At 64.6% G+C, this 23,268-nt stretch carries 19 protein-coding genes; 7 read left to right on the top strand and 12 right to left on the bottom strand.

Going from position 1 to position 23,268, the window contains the following annotated elements; translation table 11 throughout:
* Positions 1–6: 6 nt before the first annotated feature.
* The 4 genes from ABFK29_RS06380 to ABFK29_RS06395 all read right to left on the bottom strand — a co-directional run bounded on the left by ABFK29_RS06380 (position 7) and on the right by ABFK29_RS06395 (position 6,688).
* Entirely contained in the window at positions 7–2,424 is a 2,418-nt protein-coding gene (locus ABFK29_RS06380; RefSeq protein WP_040604742.1) for a DUF4384 domain-containing protein, read from the bottom strand.
* A gap of 39 nt (positions 2,425–2,463) precedes the next feature.
* Positions 2,464–4,635 carry an SH3 domain-containing protein gene (locus tag ABFK29_RS06385; RefSeq protein ID WP_005860564.1) on the bottom strand — a complete coding sequence of 724 codons (2,172 nt, stop codon included), beginning with the start codon at positions 4,633–4,635 and terminating at the stop codon, positions 2,464–2,466.
* A 515-nt stretch (positions 4,636–5,150) separates the two neighbouring features.
* On the bottom strand, positions 5,151–5,879 hold the full coding sequence (locus tag ABFK29_RS06390; RefSeq protein WP_005860568.1) for an amino acid ABC transporter ATP-binding protein: 729 nt from the start codon (positions 5,877–5,879) through the stop codon (positions 5,151–5,153).
* On the bottom strand, positions 5,876–6,688 hold the full coding sequence (locus ABFK29_RS06395) for an amino acid ABC transporter permease (RefSeq protein WP_005860570.1): 813 nt from the start codon (positions 6,686–6,688) through the stop codon (positions 5,876–5,878). The genes ABFK29_RS06390 and ABFK29_RS06395 overlap by 4 nt, the downstream gene beginning before the upstream one ends.
* Positions 6,689–6,873: 185 nt before the next feature.
* Here ABFK29_RS06395 and ABFK29_RS06400 point away from each other — a divergent pair, with 185 nt between their 5' ends.
* Positions 6,874–8,037: a PLP-dependent aminotransferase family protein gene (locus ABFK29_RS06400; protein ID WP_005860572.1), complete on the top strand. Its 1,164-nt coding sequence runs from the start codon at positions 6,874–6,876 to the stop codon at positions 8,035–8,037.
* Positions 8,038–8,039: 2 nt separating this feature from the next.
* Here the strand turns inward: ABFK29_RS06400 and ABFK29_RS06405 are convergent, their stop codons facing one another.
* Positions 8,040–8,855, bottom strand: coding sequence for an ABC transporter substrate-binding protein (locus tag ABFK29_RS06405; RefSeq protein WP_005860574.1), 816 nt, complete (start codon positions 8,853–8,855; stop codon positions 8,040–8,042).
* A gap of 211 nt (positions 8,856–9,066) precedes the next feature.
* Between ABFK29_RS06405 and ABFK29_RS06410 the strand changes: the two genes are divergently transcribed.
* Positions 9,067–9,861, top strand: a complete 795-nt coding sequence (locus tag ABFK29_RS06410; RefSeq protein ID WP_040604744.1) for a metallophosphoesterase — start codon at positions 9,067–9,069, stop codon at positions 9,859–9,861.
* Between the two features lie 16 nt (positions 9,862–9,877).
* Here the strand turns inward: ABFK29_RS06410 and ABFK29_RS06415 are convergent, their stop codons facing one another.
* From ABFK29_RS06415 to ABFK29_RS06445, 7 genes are all read right to left on the bottom strand, one after another.
* Positions 9,878–10,846 carry an aldo/keto reductase gene (locus tag ABFK29_RS06415; RefSeq protein ID WP_005860578.1) on the bottom strand — a complete coding sequence of 323 codons (969 nt, stop codon included), beginning with the start codon at positions 10,844–10,846 and terminating at the stop codon, positions 9,878–9,880.
* Positions 10,847–10,848: 2 nt separating this feature from the next.
* Positions 10,849–11,691 carry an amidohydrolase family protein gene (locus tag ABFK29_RS06420; protein WP_005860580.1) on the bottom strand — a complete coding sequence of 281 codons (843 nt, stop codon included), beginning with the start codon at positions 11,689–11,691 and terminating at the stop codon, positions 10,849–10,851.
* Complete coding sequence (locus tag ABFK29_RS06425; RefSeq protein ID WP_005860583.1) at positions 11,691–12,770, bottom strand: Gfo/Idh/MocA family protein; 1,080 nt, start codon at positions 12,768–12,770, stop codon at positions 11,691–11,693. The genes ABFK29_RS06420 and ABFK29_RS06425 overlap by 1 nt, the downstream gene beginning before the upstream one ends.
* Positions 12,771–12,846: 76 nt before the next feature.
* Positions 12,847–13,839, bottom strand: coding sequence for a sugar-binding protein (locus tag ABFK29_RS06430; protein WP_005860585.1), 993 nt, complete (start codon positions 13,837–13,839; stop codon positions 12,847–12,849).
* Between the two features lie 38 nt (positions 13,840–13,877).
* A complete protein-coding gene (locus ABFK29_RS06435; RefSeq protein WP_005860587.1) occupies positions 13,878–14,927 on the bottom strand; it encodes an ABC transporter permease in 1,050 nt (349 codons plus the stop codon).
* The gene (locus tag ABFK29_RS06440) at positions 14,924–15,664 is read right to left on the bottom strand and encodes an ATP-binding cassette domain-containing protein (protein ID WP_040604745.1); all 741 of its coding nucleotides are present in this window, start codon (positions 15,662–15,664) and stop codon (positions 14,924–14,926) included. Before ABFK29_RS06440 ends, ABFK29_RS06435 begins: the two co-directional genes overlap by 4 nt.
* Before the next feature lie 375 nt (positions 15,665–16,039).
* On the bottom strand, positions 16,040–16,990 hold the full coding sequence (locus tag ABFK29_RS06445; protein WP_005860591.1) for a sugar phosphate isomerase/epimerase family protein: 951 nt from the start codon (positions 16,988–16,990) through the stop codon (positions 16,040–16,042).
* A 216-nt stretch (positions 16,991–17,206) separates the two neighbouring features.
* Between ABFK29_RS06445 and ABFK29_RS06450 the strand changes: the two genes are divergently transcribed.
* From ABFK29_RS06450 to ABFK29_RS06470, 5 genes are all read left to right on the top strand, one after another.
* Positions 17,207–18,493 carry an ABC transporter substrate-binding protein gene (locus tag ABFK29_RS06450; RefSeq protein ID WP_005860593.1) on the top strand — a complete coding sequence of 429 codons (1,287 nt, stop codon included), beginning with the start codon at positions 17,207–17,209 and terminating at the stop codon, positions 18,491–18,493.
* A gap of 66 nt (positions 18,494–18,559) precedes the next feature.
* A complete protein-coding gene (locus ABFK29_RS06455; RefSeq protein ID WP_005860595.1) occupies positions 18,560–19,984 on the top strand; it encodes a carbohydrate ABC transporter permease in 1,425 nt (474 codons plus the stop codon).
* A gap of 106 nt (positions 19,985–20,090) precedes the next feature.
* Positions 20,091–21,170 (top strand): carbohydrate ABC transporter permease, encoded by a 1,080-nt coding sequence (locus ABFK29_RS06460; protein ID WP_005860597.1) that lies wholly within the window; start codon positions 20,091–20,093, stop codon positions 21,168–21,170.
* A gap of 10 nt (positions 21,171–21,180) precedes the next feature.
* On the top strand, positions 21,181–22,254 hold the full coding sequence (locus tag ABFK29_RS06465) for an ABC transporter ATP-binding protein (RefSeq protein WP_005860599.1): 1,074 nt from the start codon (positions 21,181–21,183) through the stop codon (positions 22,252–22,254).
* Positions 22,251–23,267, top strand: coding sequence for a Gfo/Idh/MocA family protein (locus ABFK29_RS06470; RefSeq protein WP_005860601.1), 1,017 nt, complete (start codon positions 22,251–22,253; stop codon positions 23,265–23,267). Before ABFK29_RS06465 ends, ABFK29_RS06470 begins: the two co-directional genes overlap by 4 nt.
* Position 23,268: the final 1 nt, after the last annotated feature.

Genomic DNA, 23,268 nt, shown 5'->3' on the forward strand with positions numbered 1-23,268 from the left:
TCGGCCTCATTGAGATTGGACGAGAACCGAGATCTGCGCCTTGGTCACGTTCGGGTTGTGGCTGGACACGGCGCGGTAATCGGCGCCGCTTGCGGTGGTCAGCTGGTCGCCGCCGCCGGGGTTGAGGTCGAGGATCAATGTCTCGTTCACCACCGACGTGTAGCTCTCGCGCGAGATCGGCTGGTGGTTGGCGGAACAGGAGACGGAGTTGGTGCCGGACCGTTCCTTGCTGATCGCCGCGTCGGAGCCGTTGCAGATCGCGAGGATCGTTTCGAGCCCCGGTTCGGAGGTGCGCAGCGCGCCCTGCGGCGGGAAGACGTATTGCGTGCCACCCTTGATGACCACGTCCGGCAGGCCCGGGAAGGGGTAGAGGACACAGCTGTCGTGGTCGTCGTCGATGGAAATCAGCGTCAGACGGCAGTCGTGGCGCGGCTCGATGAAGATGCGCAGCGGGTCTCCGACCTTGTAGGTGGGCTTGTCGGTGTAGACGGTCAGGTGGCTCTGCGCCGTGACCGAGTGCTGCGTGGCATCGTAGTCGGCCCCGAACTGCTTGGCGTCGGCATGGGTTACGATGGCCTGACCGCCGGTCTGGCCCACGCTGTCGTAGGGCGTGCCCTGTACCACCTGCCTGACCGAGTGCGACAGTGCGGCGGTCGTGCGGTGATCGGTCAGGATCGGACGGTAGTCGGTCAGCTTGTCCAGCAGCACCGGGTAGACCGCGGTCCATTCGTCACGCGCGATGGGCGAAACCTTCAACCGTTGCAACAGGGAGGCGTTCTCTGTCCCGGCAAAGGCGGCGCGGGCGGTCAGCTCGTCCTCGGTCAACCCCAGCTCGTTGGCGGCTTGTTCGTAGTTCACGAAGTAGTCGACGAAGTACACCATCAGGCCGCGCACGGGTTCCAGCCCGGCGGCCTTGGTCTCCGGGTCGATGCCGGCCTTCTGGAGGGTGGCAAAGAACGCCTCCATGTCCTTCTGGAAGTAGTCGTTGACCACTTCCTTGCCGGGATAGATCGCGTCGACGGTCTGGCGCACGGCGGGCGACAGGGCGAGGTTGTTCAGCGCCACCTCGCGCACGTGATCGTCGTTGAAGCGGATGCCCTTGGAGTGGCAGGACATGCAGGAGATGCCGTTCACCACCTCGCCGGTGCCGTCCGGGTAGTCGGTGTCGCGCACGATGGCGGTTGGGCCGACGTTCAGGCGGGTGCCGTCCGTGGTGTTCAGGTAGTAGCCGTGGAAGCCGTTCGGCAGGGTGAAGATCGACTCGCCCCCATCCTCGTGAAACGAGACCTCCTCGCCGAATGCGGACACAGGGCCAAGCGGGTATTCGAAGAAACTTTGCCGACCCTTCGATCCCGAGAAATCATAGGACGTCCAGAACATGCCGCTGCCAAGCGGATGGCGTTCGATCAGGCGGTTGTTGGTGGATACGCCGGAATCCTGGAAACCGGCGCGCACCACCTGTTCGTTCAGGATGTTCGACCGCATGTCGAGCCCAAGTTGCTGTTGCAATCCCTTCAGCGTGTCGGCCAGGCCGAGCACGTCATAGTACATCGGCGCAGCCGAGGCGGTCGCGGCGAACCAGTCGGCACGGATCACCGGTATATTGGTGCCTGCCATGGTCTGGAGCGTGCTGAGGTTCGGATCGGTGTCGGACTCCATCCCATAAGGATACTCGCGCTCCATCACCTCCCACTTCTCGTGGTTCCAGTCGAGATCGGGCAGGAAAACCCGCAGCAGGATGCCCTTCTCGTCGATCTTCTCGAACTTGTAGACGTTGGGGTTGAAACTGAGCGCGTTCATCAGCTTCACCGTCGCGGCGAGGTAGGCGTCGTAGTTCTCCTGCGTGACCTCGCTGTCGTTCCAAAGCGTCCGCATGGAAATGTAGCGCGTGCGGTCGCGGCGGTTTGTGGGCTGGGCGGACAGGTCCTTCAGGGCCAACGCGTAGAGTTCGGACAGGGGAACGAAGGTGCGCTCCGGCGGTGCGGTCTCTCCCAGTTTCGTGATCCACGTTTCGAGCGACGCCATTTCCTCCGGCTTGGGTGTGCAGGATGGGTCCCAGCAGTTGTCCGGCATGGCGGGCGCGCCGCCCGCAATGACTTGGTAAAGCTTGGATTTCGTGGGCTCGCCCGACACGACGAACTTCGGGTCCTGCGCAAGGCGGCGCACGTCGAGGATGTGCCCGAACCCGGATTTCGGATTGGTCAGCCCTTCTTCGAGCATCCCTTGCTGGTGGCACCCGGAACAGTACTTGTTCAGGACCTCGTAGGCTGCCGACTCTTCCGGTGTGGCGTCACCGGGCAGGGGCATGCCGTTCAGCTCCAGCTCCACATCGATCAGGATCGACTGGTCTTGCGCCGAGGCTGCGCCGGTCAAGCCGACGCCAAGCGCCAGGGCGGCTGCCGTCATCCGGAAAATGGGGGTCATCGCGCGTGTCTCCTGTGAAATCCTGGTGTGCATCCGCCGTCAGTTGCAGCGGATCGCGAGATATTTTGCCGAGGCCCAGCCGGTGGCGCCGCCGTTGCCCACATAGGGCCTTTGACACTGACCCGAGACGCACTGGATCTTTGCCCAGCCGTTGCTCTGGCCAACGACCTGCACGGTGTCCCCGAGGTAGACCTCCATCAGGATGTTGCCGCGTGTGGACGGGGCGCTGCGCACGTTCAGATAACCGGAGCCATCTGCGCGGGTGCGGCTGGAATAGGGGTTGAGGTTGGTCACGGTGGCGTAACACTGCCGTTGCGCCGAGGGCCGGGAGCTGGAGAGGTAGGTTGCGGACACCCAGCCCGTCAGCCCGTTCGGCAGCCGGATGTTCGACCATCCGTCGCTGCTGCCCGTGACCGTCACCTGCGTGCCCCGGTCTACGGCTGTGATCCGGCCGTACTGCGTACCGGGTCCGGAACGGACGTTCAGGCTGGCCGTGTTGTCGATGTACATCGTGTATCCGCCGCCGGAAGACGATCCGTTGCCGGAAGATCCGCCGTTCCAAAGCACCTCTTCGACAAAGCGCGACCCGGTGGAGCAATAGCTGTCGCTTGGAATCCGCCCGGCAGAGATCAGCTGTGCGATGCGCCCGTCGGCGTTGCCCCGCGACACGGTTTCCAGTGCGATGCCGTAGTACCCGTTGGCCGACCGGAAGATGCGTACGCCCTGGCCGCTGCCGAACCACTGAGAGATGAAGGCCTTCGCCTCTGACAGCGACGGACGCGATGCGGTCATGATGTAGCACGAGGACGACAGTTCATAGTTGCCCGAGCGCGTGGTCGCCCCGCCAGAACCGGACGTGCCGCCGGAGGATGTGGCCGGGGTCTTGAGGTAGGCGATCCGGTCGATCACCGCGCGTGAGATGCAGCTTGTGTCCGTGCCGCAGCGGTCGCGGGTGCCGGTGCGCCAGACGCCTTGGGCCGAGGCAGAGACCTGGCGTGCCGGGTTCTTGTAGGCACGTTCCAACTCCCCATCCAGGCCTGCCAGATAGCGGTCCCCGCAGATCGTCGCCTCTGTCGGGTTGAGCCGGCTGGACGAGCACCAGGGGCGCAGCAGTTCGGTCGTCGTCCCGCCTCCCGTCGTTCCGCCTCCGCCCGTGGTGCCGCCGATCGTCGAGGATGTGCTGCACTCGCGCGCCACGTAGCCCTTGGCAAGAATGGCAAAAGGATGGTCGCCGCAGGACTGGAGGTAGGCGTCATAGGCGTAACAGGCGTTCAACGTCTCGGCCTTGTTGTAGAGCGTGTCGCAGAAGCTGGGTTGCGGCGTCGTACCGCCGGTCTCCTGGCTGCCCCCTCCGCCACCGTTCGGGACGCCGCCGACTGCGGCCTTCAGCACGCGGCTGTGTTCAAGGATCGCCTGCATCGGCGTGGCGAAATTCACGGCGTCCTGCCCGGAACCCGCATTGTGCAGCCCGATCACCCTGCGTGAGGCGGCGTCGATCAGCGGTGAGCCGGAGTTGCCGGGCATCGTATCGCAGGTGTGCAGCAGCCGCCCGCCCGAAACCGCCGGCGAATTCGCCTGACACTTCTCGCGGCTGATGCGCTGCGCCTCTCCCATGGGATGGCCGATCACCCAGTAGGGGTCGCCGTCATGCGGCATGTTGGAGGCCAGTTCCAGCGTGCCATAGTCCTCGGAGGGATCGCCGATCACCTTCAGAACGGAGTAGTCGAGTTTTTCGTCCGCCTCGACCGGCGTGGGAAGGACGGTGTAGCTGCGTGCGCCTTCCTCGACGCCCTGTCGCGTGTAGCCGGCCCAGAACAGTGCTGCCTCGATCCGTGTCGCACCGGTGCGGTCCGCGCCCGCTGCCCCGGGGATGCAATGATAGTTGGTGACGATGTGCGCGTCGTCGACGATGAAGGCGGTGCAGGGAAAGACGCCGTTGTCCGTCAGAATGTCCAGCCGTCCGACCGGGCGCCCGAGCTTGGCAAAGAAATTATCGGGCGAATATGATCCGATGGATTCGCTGGTGCCCTCGCCGGGCTGCGTCAGCCCGGTGCTGCTTCCGTCCTGCCGGTCCATGATCGCGAACTGCTTGCGGTCCAGAACGACCTGCCCGAAACTGTTCCGGTCGAAGCCGACGAATTCCTGCGCCGCGCCCGAGTAGGGCAGGGACAACAGGGACGTCAGGACGGTCGTCAGAACCAGAGAGCGCACGGCTTCCCTCCCCCTACGAAAAAGGCTTTGTCTACAACAGCCGTCATGTTCAATGACGGGCGCCCCCACGTCAACGAAGGAAAACCCGACCAACAGGGAAAGAGCCGGAAGACAGGGAAAAAGACCGCTTGGAACGCGACTGTCCGGGTGCGCGTGATCGGGGAAGCAGAACTTCTGTCGCCCTGCAGGGGGGGCGGTTACCTTGCCGTGTGCACCGCCTTGATGCCGGCAGGGACGGGACAGAGTGCCGAGGGCCCGAAGCCGGAAGGATCGGCGCCGAAGGATCGGGTCGCAGCCTTGCGCTGGTGCGCGCCGGTTTGTGATTGCCTCAGCCGAGGTCGAAGCGGGCCCTCTCGGGGCACCTTTCGAAGCCCGCGGTCGGGGTCACCGGTCGTGACCGCGTGGTCAGGCAATGGATGTGAACCGCGTTCTGGTCGTGCGCCCCGATTGGAACGGCGCGCAGGTCGTTCTGCGTCGCTGATCAGGTATTTATGGCCAAGAAGAAGGAGAGCGGTTCAAAGCACGCGGGACAGGAAGCTCTTCGTGCGGGCGTGGCGTGGTGCGGTGAAGATGTCCGACGGCGCTCCCTGTTCCAGGATGCGCCCATTGTCGAGGAAGCAGATCGTATCCGCCGCCTCGCGCGCGAAGGCCATTTCGTGAGTGGCGAGGATCATCGTCATGCCCTCTGTCCGCAACTGGCGGAGCACGTCCAGAACCTCGCCCACCAGTTCCGGGTCGAGGGCCGAGGTGATCTCGTCGAAGAGCATGATCTCGGGCTGCATGGCGAGGGCGCGGACGATGGCCACGCGCTGCTGCTGCCCGCCGGAAAGCTGGTCGGGGTAGTGGTGCATCCGGTCGGCCAGACCGAAGCGGGCGAACAGCGCCTCTGTTTCCGGCAGCAGGTCGGCGCGGGTCTTGCGCAGCACCCGGCGGGGCGCCAGCAGCGCATTGTCGAGCGCGGTCATGTGCGGGAAGAGGTTGTAGCTTTGGAACACCATGCCGATGCGCTGACGGATTGGCTGCGGGTCGAGGCCGGGTTCGGCGATGTCCTGACCGTCGAGCAGGATCTGCCCGTCGTCGATCGGCTCCAGAAGGTTCAGGCACTTCAGTAGCGTCGACTTGCCGGACCCCGAGGCGCCGATCAGGCAGATCATCTCGCCCGGCGAGACCGACAGGTCGATGCCGTCGAGCACGGTGTTGGTGCCGAAGGCCTTGGTCACTGCGCAGAGTTCGAGGTTTTTCATGAGCGCGCCTGCCGTTCGCGGTTCATCAGGTGGTCGGCGTAGCGGGTCGCGGGGATGGTGATCGCCAGGAAGATCAGCGCCGCGCCCACGTAGGGTGTGAAGTTCGCGAGGAGCGATTTATAGACGCCGGCCTGCCGGAAGATCTCGACCGGGCCGATGAAGGACAGGAGCGCCACGTCCTTCTGCAAAGCGATGAACAGGTTCATGTTGGCGGGGATCACCCGCCGGATGGCCTGCGGCAGGATGACGAAGCGCATGGTATCGCCGCCGGAAAGACCGAGCGACAGGGCGGCGGCGCGCTGGCTCTCGTGGATCGAGTCGATGCCGGAGCGCAGGACCTCAGCCGTATACGCGGCGTAGACGAGGATCAGCGACAGCGATCCCCAGATGTAGGGAGAGTTCCAGGGCCTTGGCAGGCCCAGGCCCGGTACGCCGAAGCCGATCAGGTAGATCACGAGGATCACCGGCAGGCCGCGGAAGATGTCGATGAACATGGTTGCGAACAGGCGAACCGGGGTGAGCGCGGGGCTGCGCAGGTCACGCGCCACGGCGAGGACGAGGCCCAGGATCGCAATCAGCGGCGCGCACCATGCGAAAATCGCCACATCCATCAGAAAGGCTTGCAGCAGGCCGGGGAACGTGCGGGCGAAGACAGATCCGTTGAAGAAGGCGCGTTGCACGGCCTCCCAGCCCGGAGTGAGGGGCACCAGCAGGACAAGTGCCAGCAGCACCCCGCCGGTCGAGGCGGCGGCGATCAGATTTGCGCGGCGGCGCTGACGGGCCGCGTAGAGCTGTCGGCGGGTGGGCATGGGGTGTCCCTCTTTTAGCGGCGACTTTTGCCGCAGGGCAGCGGAGTGTCAAACGCTTCACATCTGTATTTCAGATGCATAGGTAAGCATTGCATACCTAAATTCGCAGGCGTATCGCGAAACAAGGTCGACTCGGAGGTGATGGTATGGACTGGCAAACTGTGCTGGCACGGCGGACGGGGAGAATGAAAGCCTCGGAGATCCGCGAGCTGCTGAAACTGCTGGATCAGCCGGACATCATCTCTTTCGCCGGTGGCATTCCCGATCCGGAGTTGTTCCCGGCGGCGGAGTTCGCCAAGGCCATGTCGGAGGCGATGACCGGGCCACGCGCGTCCCAGGCCCTGCAGTATTCGGTGTCCGAAGGCTATGCTCCGCTCAGAGCGTGGCTGGCCGACCATATGGGCGGTATCGGCGTGGCGTGCGGGGTGGAGAACATCTTCATCACGTCCGGATCGCAACAAGCCCTCGACTACTTCGGCAAGCTGCTTCTTTCGCCCGGCGATACGGCGATGGTCGGCTGGCCCACGTACCTCGGGGCGCTTGGCGCGTTCAACGCCTGCGAGCCGCGGTACATCCCGCTGGATCCGTGGTCCAACGCGGCCCCCGAGGATCTGCGCGCGGAGGCGGAGGCCGCAGGCGGTGCGGTCAAGATGGCCTACCTGTCAGCGGATTTTGCCAACCCCACGGGCGAAACGCTGGACGCGGAGGGCAGGGGGCGGCTGCTGGAGCGGGCCGAGGCGCTGGGAATCGCGCTGATCGAGGATGGCGCCTATCAGGCGCTGCGCTATGACGGCGATCCAGTGCCGCCGATCCTGGCGACCGACATCGCCCGCAACGGCGGGATAGAGAACAGCCGGACGATCTACTGCGGGTCGTTCTCCAAGACACTTGCACCGGGGCTGCGGGTCGGATGGGTCTGCGCCGCGACGCCGGTGATCGAACGGCTGGTGCTGATCAAGCAGGCGGCGGATCTGCATTCGCCGACCCTGAACCAGATCGCGACCGAGCGTGTCGCGCGCGAGATCTTCGACGATCACGTCGCTGGGTTGCGCCGGGTCTATGGGGCGCGGCGCGACCGCATGTTGGCCGCCCTCTCGCGCGAGATGCCGGAAGGCGTGACATGGACGCGGCCCGAGGGCGGAATGTTCGTCTGGGTGACGCTGCCTGCGGGAAACGACAGCGCGCAACTGCTGGAACGGGCTGTGCGCGAGGCGCGCGTGGCCTTCGTGCCCGGCGCCGCGTTCTTCCCCGACGGATCGGGGCGGAACACGCTGAGGCTCAGCTTCTCCTGCGCGGACGAAGCCCGGATCGACGAGGGCATCGCCCGGCTGGGCAGACTTCTGGGCTGAGCTTACTCGATCACCGGGACGCCGGTGGTCTCTTCCAGCCAGCTCTTCTCGATCTCGGCCAGGGTGCCGTCGTCGATCAGCTCCTGAAGCGCGGCATCGACACATTCCTTAAGTGGGCTTTCGTTGGGCATCAGAAGGCCGAACTGATCGGGGTTCTCCGTCCGGTCGGCGGGAAACTGGCCGAGGATGGTGCCGCCGTCGACCACGACCGCCGAAAGGTAAAGAGCGGTCGGCAGATCGAACAGCGCGGCGTCGATCTGGCCCGCCTGCATCGCGGCGGTCACGTCGACGTTGTCGTTGTAGAGCATCGGGTCCTTTGACGGACCGATCAGGTCCTGCAGCATCGGCACGGCGGTTGTGTTGGCGTCGGCCCCCCAGACCAGTCCCTGGAGCGAGTCCATCGTGGCGGTGGCGCCGCCTTCGACCACGCGATCGGTCGTCAGCACTGCCATGGCGGAGCTGTAATAAGGGATCGAGAAATCGACGACTTCTTCCCGCTCCGGCGTGATGGAGAACTGCTGGAGATTGAAGTCGAAGTCCTTCTCGCCCGGCTGGATCGCCTGGTCGAAGGAGGACCGGATCCATTCCACGGCGTCGGGCTCGAACCCCATTTTGGCGGCCACGGCGTAGGCGACGGCGGCTTCGTAGCCCTGACCGGACTCCGGCTTGTCATCCAGAACCCAAGGGTAGAAGGCCGGGTTGCCGGTGGCGACGGTCAGGGTGCCGTCCTTCAGGGTCTTGCCGGCGGCGCAATCGTTTTGCGCGTAGGCCGCGCCGGCAAGGCACAGCGCAAGCGCGGTGGTGGTGACGAGTTTCATGTCTGGGACTCCCGGTTGGATTTTGACTGGCAGCTTCCGTCGGTTGCCCGTCCTTGTCAATTTTGTCCGCCAAGGCTTGCCCGTGACCGATGCGGCTGGCGAATTTGACAGCATGCCCAGCGGTTTGGTGTCAGCGAAGGCTTGACGCCCGCCGCGCCGCGTGTCTGGCTTGGTGCATTGACACCGGTCTATTCAGGTAGCGGAGTTTTTCATGAAGTTCGTTCACCTCTCCGATATTCATCTCGGCCCGCCGGGCATGACCATCGGCGGTCTCGATCCCTACGACCGGCTGGCGCGCGCTTTGGGCCATATCGCCGAACACCATCGTGACGCTGGGTTTGTGGTCATTAGCGGCGACCTGACCGAATACGCCGAGAGAGAGGCCTATGCCCGGCTGCGGCAGGCGCTCACGATGCTGCCGATGCCGGTGCGCCTGATGATGGGAAACCACGATGACCGCGATGTCTTCTTCGACGTGTTCCGCGATCATCCGAGAGACGCGGACGGCTACGTCAATCATGCGACCGACCTGCGGGAAGGCCGGTTCATCTTCTGCGACACGGTGGAGACGGGCCGGGACGAGGGCCATTTCGGTCCCGGGCGCCTGCGTTGGCTGACCGAGCAACTGGCAGGATGCGAACGCGCCTTCCTGTTCTTTCATCACAACCCGTTGCACATCGGCGACCCGTCGGCCGACGGGTACTCGCTGCGGGACGAGGATCAGGGGCCGTTGCGCGACTTGCTGAAAGCCAACGCCCAGAAGGTCGCCTACATGTTTTTCGGCCACGTGCATGCGCCGTTGTGCGGCACGATGTCGGGCATCGCCTTTTCTGGTGTGCCCTCCACCATGATGCAGCGCATCCCGAACCTGACGCCGGCGGAACACACCGCCATCGGACCGCTCGAACCTGCGTATCGTGTCGTCCTTGTGCGCGGCGAGGACGTGGTCATCCACCAGATCCCCTTTGCCTATGAAGGCGAACTGGACTGGTTCGCCAACACATGAGTCCCGCCGCCGCGTCTCAGCCGGGACGGTAGACGCGGTTCGCTTCGGGGTCGTCGGCATCGAAGGGCAGGGCGTCCAGCTCCTCCCATGCCGCTGCCGGGATCTTCGTTGCGGCCCAATCGAGCGTCTGCTGCACACGCTCCGGCTTGGACACGCCGATGACTGTCGAGGTGATCCGAGGATCGCGCAGCGAGAAGCCCAGGGCCGCCGCGCCGGGTGCGATGCCGTGCTTGGCGCAGATCGCTTCGATGGCGCGGACGGGTTGCAACGCCTCGTCCGTGGCCTCCTGGTAGGTGATCTGCGGCATCTCCGCCGCCCCCTTGGCCAGCACGCCACCGGCGAAGGGGGCGGCGTTCAGGATCGCGATTTCGTTGTCGTAGGCGTAGTCGAACATCTGAGCGGCAGCACGGTTGAGCAACGTGAACCGGTTGTGCGAGATCAACGCATCGAAAGGCCGGTCGCGCAGGATCGGGAACATGATGTCGATGCGCCCCATCGCAAGGCCCACCGCCTGGGCGATGCCTTCTTCCTTCAGCTTGAACAACTCGTCCAGCGCGCCGCCTTCCCCGGTGATCTCGTTCAGATCGCGGGCGTGTTCGGGATCGTGCAGGTGCAACAGCGGGATGGTGTCGAGATTCAGCGCCTTCAGGCTTTCCTCCACCGATTGGCGGACGCGGGCGGCGTCGAAGCGCCTCGTCTCCATGTCGCGGTCAAGCTTGGTGGACAGGACGAAGCCCTTGGGCAGTCCGCCGCGTTCCTTGATGACCTTGCCGATCCGCTCCTCGGAACGGCCGAAGCCATAGTTGCGCGATGTGTCGAGGACGTTCACCTCTGACTCGAAGATGGCGTTGATGGTATCGCGCGCGCGATCCTCGGAAACGGAATAGCCGTAGGTGTCGGGCATGTCGCCAAGTGCGCTGGCACCGAAGCAGAGTTCGGTCACTTCGAGGTCGGTGCGGCCCAGTTTGTATCGGGGCATGGACATGGTCAGGTCTCCAGTCGGTAGAAGCGTGTCGCGGTCGCGCCGAAAATGGCATCTTTTGCGGCGGCGTCCAGATGGTCGGTCAGGGTGTGGGCGAGGGCGTGCCAGTCTTCGTATTCGGCACGCAGCCGCAGGACGGGCCAGTCGCTGCCCCACATCGTGCGCTCTGCGCCAAACACGGACAGCGCGTGGTCGGTGTAGGGGCGCAAGGCCTCTGCCGACCAGTCGGTGTCGGCCTCGGTGACGAGGCCGGAGAGCTTCAGGAAGGTCTGCGTCTGGGCCAGTCCCGACATGCCGTCGCACCATTCGGCGTGGGCCTCGGGCGTATGGGCGCGCAACTGGGGTTTCAGGCAATGATCTAGCACGGCGCGCAGATCCGGGTAGCGATCCAGCAATCGGCGGAAGTTCGGCATGTGGCGCGGGCAGCCGAGGCAATCGAACGTCAGGTCGAGGTCGACGAGTGCCGCATAGGCCCATTGCACGTCGTCCCGCAGCATCCAGTCGTCATCCGGGAGGTCCTGGATCATCGGGCGCACGCCCTTGAACTTCGGATGCCGTGCAAGCCGTTCCAGCGTGCGCGCCTGTCCGCGATCTCCGAAGTCGATCCAGCCGACAACACCGGCCACGTGCGGCGTCGCATCGGCGATGCCCAGCAGGTACTCTGTTTCCCCGGTCGTGGGTGCGGCCTGTACGAGAACGGTCCGTGTCACGCCAGTCCCGGTCAATCCGGCGGCGAGATCGGCGGGCGTGTAAGGGCGCGACAGCACAGGGTCGTCCTCCGGCATCCAGCCGTAGTCGCCTCGTGCGGGGTGCCAGAAATGATGGTGAGCGTCGACTTGCACGGCCATCAGAACACCAGCCTTCTGTCGGTGCGCGGTACGCGGCGCAGGGTGGTATCATCGGGGTGGCCGGGCCGGGGCGGCAAGTCGGTGCGCTGCGGCTGCCCGGTCTCTGCGGCCGCCTCGATCGCGCGCATCACGAGCACGTCGGCGCGCCCCTCGGCGCCATCGTTCTGAGGCGGCGTGCCCGCCTGAATGCAGTCCGAGAAATAGGCGATCATCGCCCCGAAGTCGTCGTTCTCCGGTGTGCGGACCTGTTCGACGACCTCTTCACCGGCGTGCCGGGTCAGGTGCAGTTCGTGCTCGAACTTGTAGCCGGGATCGGCTGTCAGTGTCCCTTTCGTTCCAAGCACCTGCATCAAGTCGCGGGCGTCGGTGCCGAAACTCGCCATGAACTGCGCCAAACGGTCGCCCGGGAACCGCAGGGTGACGGCCACGGTCTCATGCGTCTCGGAGAAGCGCGGATCGTTGTCGCCGTGTCCGAACATGGCCGTGACCTCGACCGGTTCTGCGGAAAAGACATGGCGGGCGGCGTTCAGGCAGTAGACGCCCAGGTCCTGCAGGGGCCCGCCCCAGTGGCTGCCCTTCAAGCGGTGGTTGCCCGCGTCGATCTGGAACCCGAAGACGGACGAAAACAGGCGCGGCTCCCCGATCTCTCCGGCCCTGATGCGTTCCAGCATGTCGATGGTGCCGGGGTCGTGGTGCAGGCGGTAGGCTGTCATCAAGTAGGTGCCTGCCTTGGCGTGCGCTGCGATCATCGCGTCGCACTCCTCGACGGTGGTCGCCAGCGGTTTCTCGACAAGGGCATGGCACCCGGACTGCGCGGCGCGGAGGGCAAAGTCGGCGTGGCTGCTGTTCGGCGTCGCGATATAGACCGCGTCCGCGTTCCCCGCCGCGAGATAGCCGTCCAACTCGTCGTACGAGATGACGTCGGGAATGCCGTGGAAATCGGCCAGCTCGCGGGCGCGTTCGGGTGAGCCGGTGACAAGCGCCGTCACGCGCGAGTTTCCGGTCTGGTGCACAGCGGGCAGGAAGGCGATCTGGCTGATCCAGCCAGCGCCGATCACGGCGTATCTGGTTTCGGTCATGAACGGTCCGGGTATGTTTCAAAAGAAGAACGGTGGCGCGGAATGCGCGCCACCGTCTGTTGCTGCGTGTATCGGCTTATTCGACGCAGGAGTCGATGTTGTCGTTCGTGCAGACGTCCAGACCGGTGTAGGTCGGATCCTGGAGCGAGCCGCCGTCCTTCAGGTCCTTGAGCATCTGCATGGCAAGGTAGCCCATCTCGAACGGACGTTGCCCGACCAGACCGTTGCCCAGACCGTCCTTGGTCTGCGCGATCTGCATCGGCAGGGTGTCCGCCACGACGATGGTCAGGTCGCCCGAGGCCATCTTGTCCTTGTAGGGCTCCGCCGCACCGCGATAGGCATTGTCGAACCACTGCGTGAAAGCACCGGTCGACAGGAATGCAGTCAGGTCGGGGTTCGCGGCAAGGATGTCGGTCATGCCCTGCACGGCGACGTTGCCGTCGTCGTTGGTGATCAGCGGGCAGCCCGAAATCTCGGTCCAGCCGCCCTGACCGTCCAGCATGTCGCCCGGCGCTTCGCCCATGTCCTCGCCGGCCAGCGTGTCACGCGCACCTTTCAGGCGCTCGTTGTGGTTGGCCGCCGCGGCGCCGCCGGTCTGCAGGCAGATCGTGCCGCCATCGGGGTGACGTGCCTGAACCAGCTTCGCCAGCTCGACGCCGATGTCGTAGTTGTTGGTGCCGACGAAGGCCGCGCGCAGCCCCTTGTCGTCCTCCAGAAGGTCGGCGTCCCAGGTGATGACCGGGATGCCTGCGGCTTCGGCCTCCTTCAGGGTCTTCGCCATTGCGGGCGCGTTCGAGGGCGACACTGCGATGCCGTCGACACCTTTGGTGATGAGATCCTGCACGATCTGGATCTGCTCCAGCTCGGTGTGCTCACCGGGGCCGATGTATTCGCAGGTCACGCCTTCGATCTCTTCCTGCGCCTTGTAGCAGCCGTCGCGGGCGAGGTCGAAGAACGGGTTGTTCATTGCCTTCGGCACGAGCGCGAAAGTGTAGCCGCCGTGGCTTTCGGCAAAGGCCGGAGCCGCGAGTGCGCCCAGCAGGGCCGTGGCCGTCAGTAGTTTCTTCATGCGTATATCCTCCCTGAATTAGCATGAAAGACCGGGGATTATTTGCCCCCGCGATTGCGGATCTGTTCCAGAAGCACCGCGAGGATGAGGAACAGACCGACAAAGAATTGCTGCCACAGCGCGGGTATCCCGGCGAGCAGCAGCGAGTTCCGGATGAGTTCGACCAGAGCCGCGCCGATGGGCGCGCCCAACGCATATACCACGCCGCCCATCAGGTTCGCGCCGCCGATGACGGTGGCCGCGATGACGTTCAACTCGTAGGTGACGCCCATCGCGTTGGTGGCCGACCCGGTGTAGCCGATGAACATGAATGCTGCGATCCCGGTGCACATGGAGCAGACCATGTAGACCGACACGATCACCCTCTCGACCGGGATGCCGGCCAGTTTCGCCGCATGGGCGTTGCCGCCGATGGCGATGACCCAGCGGCCCCACTGGGTGAAGCGCCAGACCCACAGGAACAGCAGCGTCATGATGATGAGCACCCAAACCACGTTCGGCACGCCCAGGACGTCTCCGCCGCCGATCCATTCGAAGATTTCCTGGTCGGGGCCGAACTCGTAGATCATCTTGTTGTTCGACACGACCATGGCGACAGACCGCGCCATGGCCAGCATCCCCAGCGTGACGACGAAGGGCGCGAGCCTGACGTATGCGATCAGCACGCCGTTGATGAAGCCCACTATCGCGGCAGTCAGCATGCAGGCAATGAAGCCGACCTCCACGCCCCAACCGGCCTGCAGGACCAGTGCGAGGTTGATGCCGCACAACCCCAGCAGCGAGCCGACCGACAGGTCGATACCGGCAGTACAGATCACCGCCGACATGCCCAGTGCCATGATCCCGAAGTAGGCCATGTTGCGGGTGATGTTGAACATGTTGCGTTCGGTCATGAAGGCGTCGGAGACGAAGCTCATGACCAGCGCGATGAACAGGATTGCGACAAAGACCCAGAAGGGCTGGGTGCGGATGATCGCGCCGATCCCCGTGACTTCCTGCCGGGACGTGATGCTGTCGTCGATCGCCGCGTGGTCGATGGGTTGCTGCGCCGTCTTGGCGTGTTCTTCGGTGGGGGTCGTGTCGGTCATGCTGCCTCGATCGCTCCGATGATGAGTCCGGTGACCTCTTCGGGGGTCGTTTCGGTGATGCGCTTGTCGGCCACCTTGGTGCCGCGGCGCAGGACGGCCACGCGGTCGCAGACGTCGAAGACGTCCGGCATCCTGTGGCTGACGAGGATGACGGCGTGGCCGGTGTCCTTCAGGCGCTTGATGAGGGCGAGGACCTCTTTCACCTGCCGGACAGAGATCGCGGCGGTCGGTTCGTCCATCAGCACCAGCTTCGGGTCGGACAGGCGGGTGCGGGCGATGGCGACGGCCTGCCGTTGACCGCCCGACATCTGTTTGACGAGGTCGCGGGGGCGAGTCTCGGACTTGAGTTCGCCGAAGAGTTCGCCCGCCTTGGCGTACATGGCCTGGTAGTCGAGCTTGCGGAACGGCCAGACGCCGGTGGAGATTTCCCGCCCGAGAAAGACGTTCGCGGCCGCCGTCAGGTTGTCGCAAAGCGCGAGGTCCTGATAGACAATCTCGATCCCGTTTTCCCGTGCCTCGATGGGCCTTGTCATGTGCACGGGCTTGCCCTCGATCAGGATCTTGCCCGCTGTGGGAGAGAAGTTGCCGGCGATGATCTTCATCAGGGTCGACTTGCCGGCGCCGTTGTCGCCCATGAGGCCCACCGCCTCGCCGGGCTGAATCGTCAGGTCGATCCCGTTCAACGCGTGGATGGCGCCAAAACTCTTGGTGATGCCTTTCAATTCGATAAGGCTCATGTTGGTCTGGTCCTCCCTGTCCGCCCCGGCCTCTGACGTGCCGGGTGCGGGCTCAATTCTGTCAGCGTCCAGCGGGACGCGGCCTGGTCTCATCGGGGAAGAGGACGATCCGTTCGACGTACGGAAAAGCGACAGCGGCGCTGTCGTTTCGTCCGTGTTCCTCCCTTCCCAGTGCCGCCGTTCTTTCGCGGATCTACGTGCCGCCGCGGCTTTGGTATACCATCGTTGGCACGGCGCACCTGACCTGACAAGAAGATTTTTCGGGAAATGTCGGCGTCAGCCGGTGGGGTCCAGGTAGGTGGCGAAAAGGAACACACGTCGCCGCTTTTGCCCCTGTCGTGGATCAGCTGCGCATCGGGCGGGGCGCGACGACAGTCAGGGGCGGGACAGGCACAGCTCCCCTGGCAGGGCTTCGCGCATCACGGCCGTCGATTTCTCCAGGGCGGACTTCGGGCACAGGACCGGGTCCTGATAGACGAGCGACAACCAACCATCGTACTCGTTCTGGCACAGCCGATACGCAAAGCGCGCCCACCATTCCGGAGGATGTCCGTAGCCGGGAGTCGAATAGGTCCAGGCGCGGGCGCTCATGTCCGTCAGGCAGCCCGTGTCGATCAGCGAGTTCGTGGCCGCGACCGTCGGATTGATCGTGGCGTCGGTGACATGCACGCAGAAAAGCGCGTCGCCCAGCACGTCGATGACGCTGATCGGGTCGGCCCCCATCAGAAGCATCTGCGCCGGATCTAGGTTCGCGCCAAGCTGCGGGCCGATGGCCAGGCGAAGGTCGTGAAACGTGAGGACGTTGTGAACGCATTGTGCGGCATGCATCGTCACCGCGATCTTGCTGACACCGTTTTCCCGGGCGAGCGCTGCCATGCCGGTCCAGAAGGGGTAAAGCACGTCTTCCCACTGGTAGCGCAGGGCCGCGCTGTTCTCTGGCGAAACGGAAGAGGTGATCCAGTTCGGCGCCGTGTCGGTGGCGTTCGCCGCGGGCAGCCCGGACGTTGTCACCACCATGTCCACTTCGAGCGCGCCGGCGAGGCGTATGGCGTCGGCGAGCGTGTCGGCGTCGTCGCGTACGGAAGGGTTTAACGCGTTTCCGGCCGCATTCAGCGCGTAGATCTCCAGCCCGCGTGCGGCGAACGCCCTGAGGTAGTCATGGCGCGCACGCGCATCGGACAGCAACTTCGCCACGTCTATATGTGGCGCGGTCGACCAGCCGCCGGTGTTCACCTCCACACCGGCTAGGCCGAGGCCTGCGGCGGCATCCAGCATCTGATCGAACGGCAAATGTTGCAGGCTGTCGGAAAGCGTCCCGAGTTTCATGCGTCAGGTCCTTCGGTGTCCACCTCCGTGGCATAACGCGCCCAAGGTAAAGGAGTGATTTCAACGTCCGAGATTTCCACGACGGACGGGTGCACCGCTGGAGCATAGCAATCGTGCATCAATTTGGTCCGTGGCAGGTTGACCCGGGCCGCGCGCAATCGCAGTATCCCGGCAGATCCCTGTGCCAAAGCGGGGACGACATGGGAGGAATTCGTAATGCTGACAAGACGCGGAGCGCTGCGCGCCGTCGTGGCCGGATCCGTTTCGGCCCTTGCCCTGACCGCCGGTGCGGCACAGGCCGTGGAGCTCGACCTGATGATCTCGGACGTGGATGGCAAGGCCGCCATCATCCAGGAATTCGCGGAGCGCTATCAGGAACAGAACCCGGACGTGCAGATCACGCTCAATGCCGTGGGCTACAACGTCATCCGTGAACAGCTGCCGATCCAGCTGGAGGCGGGCACCGGGCCTGACCTGTCGTTTGTCACCAACCTCGGCGGCATGCATCCCTATTACGTGGACCTGTCGCCCTACGTCGATGCCGAAGCGTGGGAAGCCGCATACGGCGCGGTCCTGCCCTGGTATCGCGCGGGCAACGAGGGCGGCATCTACGGCTTCCACACCGAAATGACGGTGACAGGCCCGTACGTGAACCTCACCATGTTCGAAGAGGCCGGCGTCGATCTGCCGGAGCCGGGGTCTACGTGGGAGGACTGGGCAGAGGCCACGCAGGCCGTGATGGACGAGACGGGTTCCTACGCCGGGATGGTGATGGACCGCTCCGGCCACCGCTTTGCAGGTCCGGCCATGTCCTATGGCGCCAAGTACTTCGACGACGAGGGCCACCTGATTGTCGACGAGGGCTTCAAGGCTTTCGCGCAGATGATGCTCGACTGGCATGAAAGCGGCCTGATGCCCGCCGACATCTGGCCCGCCGCGTCGGGCGCAAAGTACACCAACGGAAACGAACTGTTCTTCAATCAGGAAGTGCCGTTCTACATGTCCGGATCGTGGAACACCTCGAATGTGCAGAGCAACGTGGGCGATGCCTTCGACTGGCAGGTGGTCCCCGTACCCTGCGGCCCGGATGGCTGCGGCGTGATGCCGGGTGGCGCGGGCCTTGTCGCCTTCAAGTCCGGCGATGCCGAGAAGGAAGCCGCCGCCGCCGCTTTCGTCGGGTGGATGGGCGAAGAGGAGCAGGCGCGCGAATGGTACGCCCGGACCTTCGCGATCCCGGCCCACGCCGGTTTGCAAAAGGAAGGGCTGGACTACGAGGCCGCCGGAGCGACCGAGGCCGTCGCCAACGCGCTTCAGGCCTTCACCGGCATGGCCTCTGCCGCCGCCGAGCAGACCCCGCAGGCCTACGACCTCCAAGGCTCGCAGTTCGGGTTCGTGATGTACAACGCGACCGTGCAGTATCTCTCGGCGGCGATGAACGGAGAGCTGTCTCTGGACGAGGCGATGGCGAAGATTTCCGAGGAACTGGAAACCAACGCCCGCTGACGGATGTGCGCAGGGCGGACCGCGGTCCGCCCTGCCACGCCAAGGCCCCATGCGACGGGAGAGACCATGACACCGGCCGGACTGGCGCTGACCATTCTCGGGCTTGCCTGGGTCGTGGGTGGAAGCGCGTGGCTGCTGAGCCACCGCAGCTACACCCTGAGACACGTGCCCCGCTTTTTCGCCGACCTGCTGGGGTTCCCCGTGGAGTTGTCACAAAGCCTGTTCGGACGGATCGGCGTGCCCTATGCGCTGCTTTTGCCGAACATGCTGATCTTCGGCTTCTTCACCTTCCTGCCAATGATCCTGAACGTCTACGTCTCGATGACCGGGGGATCGTCCATCGCGCTCTTCGACCGGCCATTCGTCGGGCTGGAAAAATACCGCGACATCTTCGAATGCGCGAACATCCTTATCCCGAAGACCTGCAGCAACGCCGGCTACAACTTCTGGACCGGCATGTTCAACACGCTCTGGTTCGTGGTGATTCAGGTGCCGGTGATGGTCGTCGTGGCGCTGCTGACCGCGCTGGTGGTGAACCGCAACATCCGGGGCAGGGGATTCTGGCGGGCGATGTTCTTCTATCCGGTGATGCTGTCTCCGGTGGTCATCGCCAACATCTGGAACTGGGTCCTGCACCGCAAGGGCGCGCTGAACGCCGCGATCGGCGGCACGCAGGACACCCTGACCGGCCTCGCCGGTCTGTCGGGCTTCGACATCGCGGCCACCGTGCTCTTCGGCATCGTCCTGATGGTCGTTTCCGAGCGTACCCTGCGTGGCGAGCGCGGTCTCTCCACGCCCTGGGCCAGTGTCTTCTGCGGGATATTCGCACTCCTGACAGCCTGGGCGCAGCCCCTGTCTCTGGCAGGCCTGCCCGGCAGCGGCTGGCTGGGGTTGGCGCTCGCGGCGGCGCTCCTGTGGCTGGTGGCCAGCGAACGCGCAATCGCCCGCGCGGCGGTGATCGCCTTCGGCATCGCCGCCGTGCTGATGCTGCTGTCGATCCAGTTCGACGCGGTCTTCGACTTCGGGCGCCACCGTCCGGTGAACTGGCTGGTAACTCCGAACACCGGCTGGCCTTTCTTCTGGCTGGTCTTCGTCTTCTGCTGGTCGCACATGGGGTTCTACATGCTGATCCTGCTGGCCGGCCTGCAGGCCATTCCCGCGGACCTCTACGAAGCCGCCAAGATGGATGCCACCAAACCGTTCCGCGCCTTCCGCCGCATCACCCTGCCGCTGGTCATGCCGACCCTGACCGTCGTCCTCGTGCTCTCGCTTATCCGTTCCTTCCAGATCTTCGACGAGGTCTACCTCCTGACCGGCGGCGGTCCCGGGCGCGAAACCTTCATGGTCGTGCAGAACATCTACGAGGTCGCCTTTTCCTCGAACCACCCCGACTACGGACAGGCGGCGGCCGGCTCGATCCTCATGGCTGTCGTCATCGCCGTCTTCACCTTCTTCCAGCTCTGGATGACACGGAGGCAATCGGACCTGTGATACATACGCCGCCCGCCCGCCGAAAGGCGCCCGCCCTTCATCTTGGCCAAAATACCTCCGCCGGAGGCATCCGTCCTCGCCGCCCACACCGGGGCCGGTCTTCCGCATGAGCGTCGCAACCTTCCTCTCCCGCACCTCGGGCAACCGCGAGACCGCCGACCGGATCGGCATCCAGGACGTGCTGGCGTACGGCTACCTCGTGGTCGGCGTGCTGGTCATTCTCGTGCCGGTGCTCTGGACTCTGTTTTCCTCCATCAAGCCGGAAACCGCCGTCGACAGTTTCGACACGCGGATTCTGCCCATGAGCCAGGTGATCCGGGAAATCGAAGGCGTCGGCGAGAAACCCGTCTGGATCTGGACGGCAGAGGACGGCACGGAAACGCTGGTCTTCAAGGCAGGCCCGACACGCCGGATCACAGAAGTCGCGCGGCTCGACGCGCCTGAAGACGTCTTCGAGGTGCCCCGCGAACAACTGCGCGAGCAGGAGGAAATGCGGGTCGCGGTAGAGAACTACCTCGATCCGATCCTGAAGCGGAACGGGCAGGAGACCTTCAACTTCTTCACCTATCTCGCCAACTCCGTCTTCGTCACCGTCGCGGCCACGCTCATCACGCTGCTGATCAACGCCATGGCCGCGTTTGCCCTGTCGAAATACCGGTTTCCCGGGCGGCTGACCTTCACCATCCTGATCGTCGCGACCCTGCTGATCCCGGCCTCGATCATCCTCGTGTCGCTGTTCTTCGTGGTCTGGTCCTTCGGCATCTTCGGGTCGCTCTGGGGGGTCATCATCCCCGCCGCCGCCACGCCCACCGGGGTTTTCCTGCTCAGGCAATACATGCTGACCATTCCCGACGAACTGCTCGAGGCCGCGCGCATGGATGCGGCATCGGAATGGCGGATCTTCTGGCGGATCGTGTTGCCGCTTTCGTTGCCCGCGCTCAGCGTGCTGGCGATCCTCAGCGTGATCTGGCGCTGGAACGACTTCCTCTGGCCGCTGATCGTGCTGATCTCCGACCCGACGAAACACACGCTGCAACTGGGCCTCACCCAGTTCGCCGGCGAGTTCAATTCCGATTTCCACTACATCCTCGCCATGACCGTGGTGACGCTCATCCCGATAACGCTGGTCTTTGTCTGGTTGCAGCGGTTCATCACCACCGGCATCGCCACGACCGGGCTGAAATGACAGGTTTGACATGACGGACACGACCCACGCGCTGGAGCTGAACCAGATCCGCAAGAGCTTTGGCCCCGTCGATGTGATCCATGGCATCGACCTCGCCATCGAGGACGGGGAGTTCGTGGTCTTCGTCGGCCCCTCCGGCTGCGGGAAGTCGACGCTCCTGCGGCTGATCGCGGGCCTCGACGATCCGACCTCCGGCGACATCGTGCTGAAAGGCAAGCGGGTGAACGGCATCCCGGCGTCCGAACGTGGCCTCAGCATGGTGTTTCAGAGCTACGCGCTCTATCCACACATGTCGGTCCGTCAAAACCTGTCCTTCGGTCTGGAGAACATGCGGATGCCCCGCGAGGAAATCGCGCAGCGCGTGGATGCCGCCGCGAAGATGCTCCAGATCGACCACCTGCTGTCGCGCCGCCCCGGGCAGCTCTCGGGCGGGCAAAGGCAGCGCGTGGCCATCGGGCGGGCCATCGTGCGAGAGCCGGTGATCTTCCTCTTCGACGAGCCGCTGTCGAACCTCGATGCCGAACTCCGTCTGCAAATGCGGGTGGAGATCAGCGACCTGCACGCCAAGTTGGGCAACACGATGATCTACGTCACCCATGACCAGATCGAGGCGATGACCATGGCCGACCGGATCGTCGTCCTGCGCGGCGGCCGGATCGAGCAGGTGGGACGTCCGCTGGACCTCTACAACAACCCCGCGAACCGCTTCGTGGCGGGGTTCATCGGCGCGCCGCAGATGAACTTCCTGAATGCAACGCTGAACGGCGGCGTGCTGACGCTCGACTGCGGGATGGTCCGTGACGTGCCCTCGACCCACACGGGCAAAGTGACGCTGGGCATCCGTCCGGAACGCATCGGCGTCTCGCTCGACGGGCATGGGGACGAAGTCATCACCGTCGAAAACTACGAACAACTCGGCGCCGTGACATACATCTACGGCGTGTTTGCGAACGGCGAACGGCTGACGGTGCAGCACGCCCACCAGATCCCCCTGAAGCGCGGACAAAAGATCGGCGTGACATTTCCCACCGAAGCATTCCACCTGTTCGGAGAAGACGAAAAGACACTGGAGATGAACCTTTGAAATGCGCTCTGATCGGTCTTGGCATGGTGTCGAAGACCTATGGCGACGCGATTGCCAACTGCGATACGGTAGACCTTTCGCTGGTCTACGCGCGCAACCCTGACTCGCGCAGCAAATTCCTTGCCGACTGGCCGCAGCTTGATGCACGCGCAGCAGCGAGTGTGGAGGAAATCGCCGCCTCCGACGTGGACTTCGTGATCCTGACGACGCCCCCCAACGCGCGTGCAGAGATCGTCGCAACACTGGCCGCGGCGGGCAAGCCGATCCTGATGGAGAAACCGGTGGAGCGCACCCTGTCCGCGGCCACGGCGCTGGTCGAACGATGCGAGACGGCGGATGTACCGCTGGGGATCATGCTCCAGCACCGGGCCCGTCCAGTGGTCGCCGAATTGCGCGCGGTGATCGGCGACCTCGGGTCGCTGCGCATGGCCGAGGTCAACGTGCCCTGGTGGCGACCGCAGGCCTACTACGACGAGCCGGGCCGCGGCACCTACGCACGCGACGGGGGCGGGGTCATGATTTCGCAGGCGATCCACACCATGGACCTGATGCTGTCCTTGACCGGCCCGGTGGCCGCGGTGTCGGCCATGTCCGCCACGACCGGTTTTCACGATATGGAGTCCGAGGACTTCGTTTGCGCCGGGCTACGCTTTGCCAACGGGGCGGTCGGGCAATTGTTCGCGACGACCGCCAGCTTCCCGGGTAGGGGAGAAACCGTCACCCTGCATTTCGCCGAAGGCTCTGCGCATCTCGAAGCCGGGCAGTTGCGGATCGACCGCCGCGACGGCACGTCCGAGGTGCTGGGGCAGGCGGCCACGTCGGGCGCCGGGGCCGACCCGATGGCCTTTACCTCAGACTGGCACCGCTTCGTGATCGAGGATTTCGCGCAGGCTCTGACCGACCAGCGTGCACCGCTCGTGCCGGGCCGCGCCGCGCTGGAGGTACACAGGCTGATCGCGGCACTGGAAGACGCCGGGCGCACCGGCACGACCGTTTCCCTGAAGGATGTATAAA

This window comes from Sagittula stellata E-37, assembly GCF_039724765.1.
GTDB classification, from domain to species: Bacteria; Pseudomonadota; Alphaproteobacteria; order Rhodobacterales; family Rhodobacteraceae; genus Sagittula; species Sagittula stellata.

Excerpts from the sequence above, each read along its gene's own strand:
- ABFK29_RS06445 (WP_005860591.1), bottom strand. The coding sequence starts at position 16,990 with ATGAAACTCGGGACGCTTTCCGACAGCCTGCAACATTTGCCGTTCGAT.
- ABFK29_RS06435 (WP_005860587.1), bottom strand. The coding sequence starts at position 14,927 with ATGACCGACACGACCCCCACCGAAGAACACGCCAAGACGGCGCAGCAA.
- ABFK29_RS06400 (WP_005860572.1), top strand. The coding sequence starts at position 6,874 with ATGAAAGCCTCGGAGATCCGCGAGCTGCTGAAACTGCTGGATCAGCCG.
- ABFK29_RS06380 (WP_040604742.1), bottom strand. The coding sequence starts at position 2,424 with ATGACCCCCATTTTCCGGATGACGGCAGCCGCCCTGGCGCTTGGCGTC.
- ABFK29_RS06465 (WP_005860599.1), top strand. The coding sequence starts at position 21,181 with ATGACGGACACGACCCACGCGCTGGAGCTGAACCAGATCCGCAAGAGC.
- ABFK29_RS06405 (WP_005860574.1), bottom strand. The coding sequence starts at position 8,855 with ATGAAACTCGTCACCACCACCGCGCTTGCGCTGTGCCTTGCCGGCGCG.
- ABFK29_RS06410 (WP_040604744.1), top strand. The coding sequence starts at position 9,067 with ATGAAGTTCGTTCACCTCTCCGATATTCATCTCGGCCCGCCGGGCATG.
- ABFK29_RS06440 (WP_040604745.1), bottom strand. The coding sequence starts at position 15,664 with ATGAGCCTTATCGAATTGAAAGGCATCACCAAGAGTTTTGGCGCCATC.
- ABFK29_RS06455 (WP_005860595.1), top strand. The coding sequence starts at position 18,560 with ATGACACCGGCCGGACTGGCGCTGACCATTCTCGGGCTTGCCTGGGTC.
- ABFK29_RS06450 (WP_005860593.1), top strand. The coding sequence starts at position 17,207 with ATGCTGACAAGACGCGGAGCGCTGCGCGCCGTCGTGGCCGGATCCGTT.
- ABFK29_RS06395 (WP_005860570.1), bottom strand. The coding sequence starts at position 6,688 with ATGCCCACCCGCCGACAGCTCTACGCGGCCCGTCAGCGCCGCCGCGCA.
- ABFK29_RS06390 (WP_005860568.1), bottom strand. The coding sequence starts at position 5,879 with ATGAAAAACCTCGAACTCTGCGCAGTGACCAAGGCCTTCGGCACCAAC.
- ABFK29_RS06430 (WP_005860585.1), bottom strand. The coding sequence starts at position 13,839 with ATGAAGAAACTACTGACGGCCACGGCCCTGCTGGGCGCACTCGCGGCT.
- ABFK29_RS06460 (WP_005860597.1), top strand. The coding sequence starts at position 20,091 with ATGAGCGTCGCAACCTTCCTCTCCCGCACCTCGGGCAACCGCGAGACC.
- ABFK29_RS06425 (WP_005860583.1), bottom strand. The coding sequence starts at position 12,770 with ATGACCGAAACCAGATACGCCGTGATCGGCGCTGGCTGGATCAGCCAG.
- ABFK29_RS06420 (WP_005860580.1), bottom strand. The coding sequence starts at position 11,691 with ATGGCCGTGCAAGTCGACGCTCACCATCATTTCTGGCACCCCGCACGA.
- ABFK29_RS06415 (WP_005860578.1), bottom strand. The coding sequence starts at position 10,846 with ATGTCCATGCCCCGATACAAACTGGGCCGCACCGACCTCGAAGTGACC.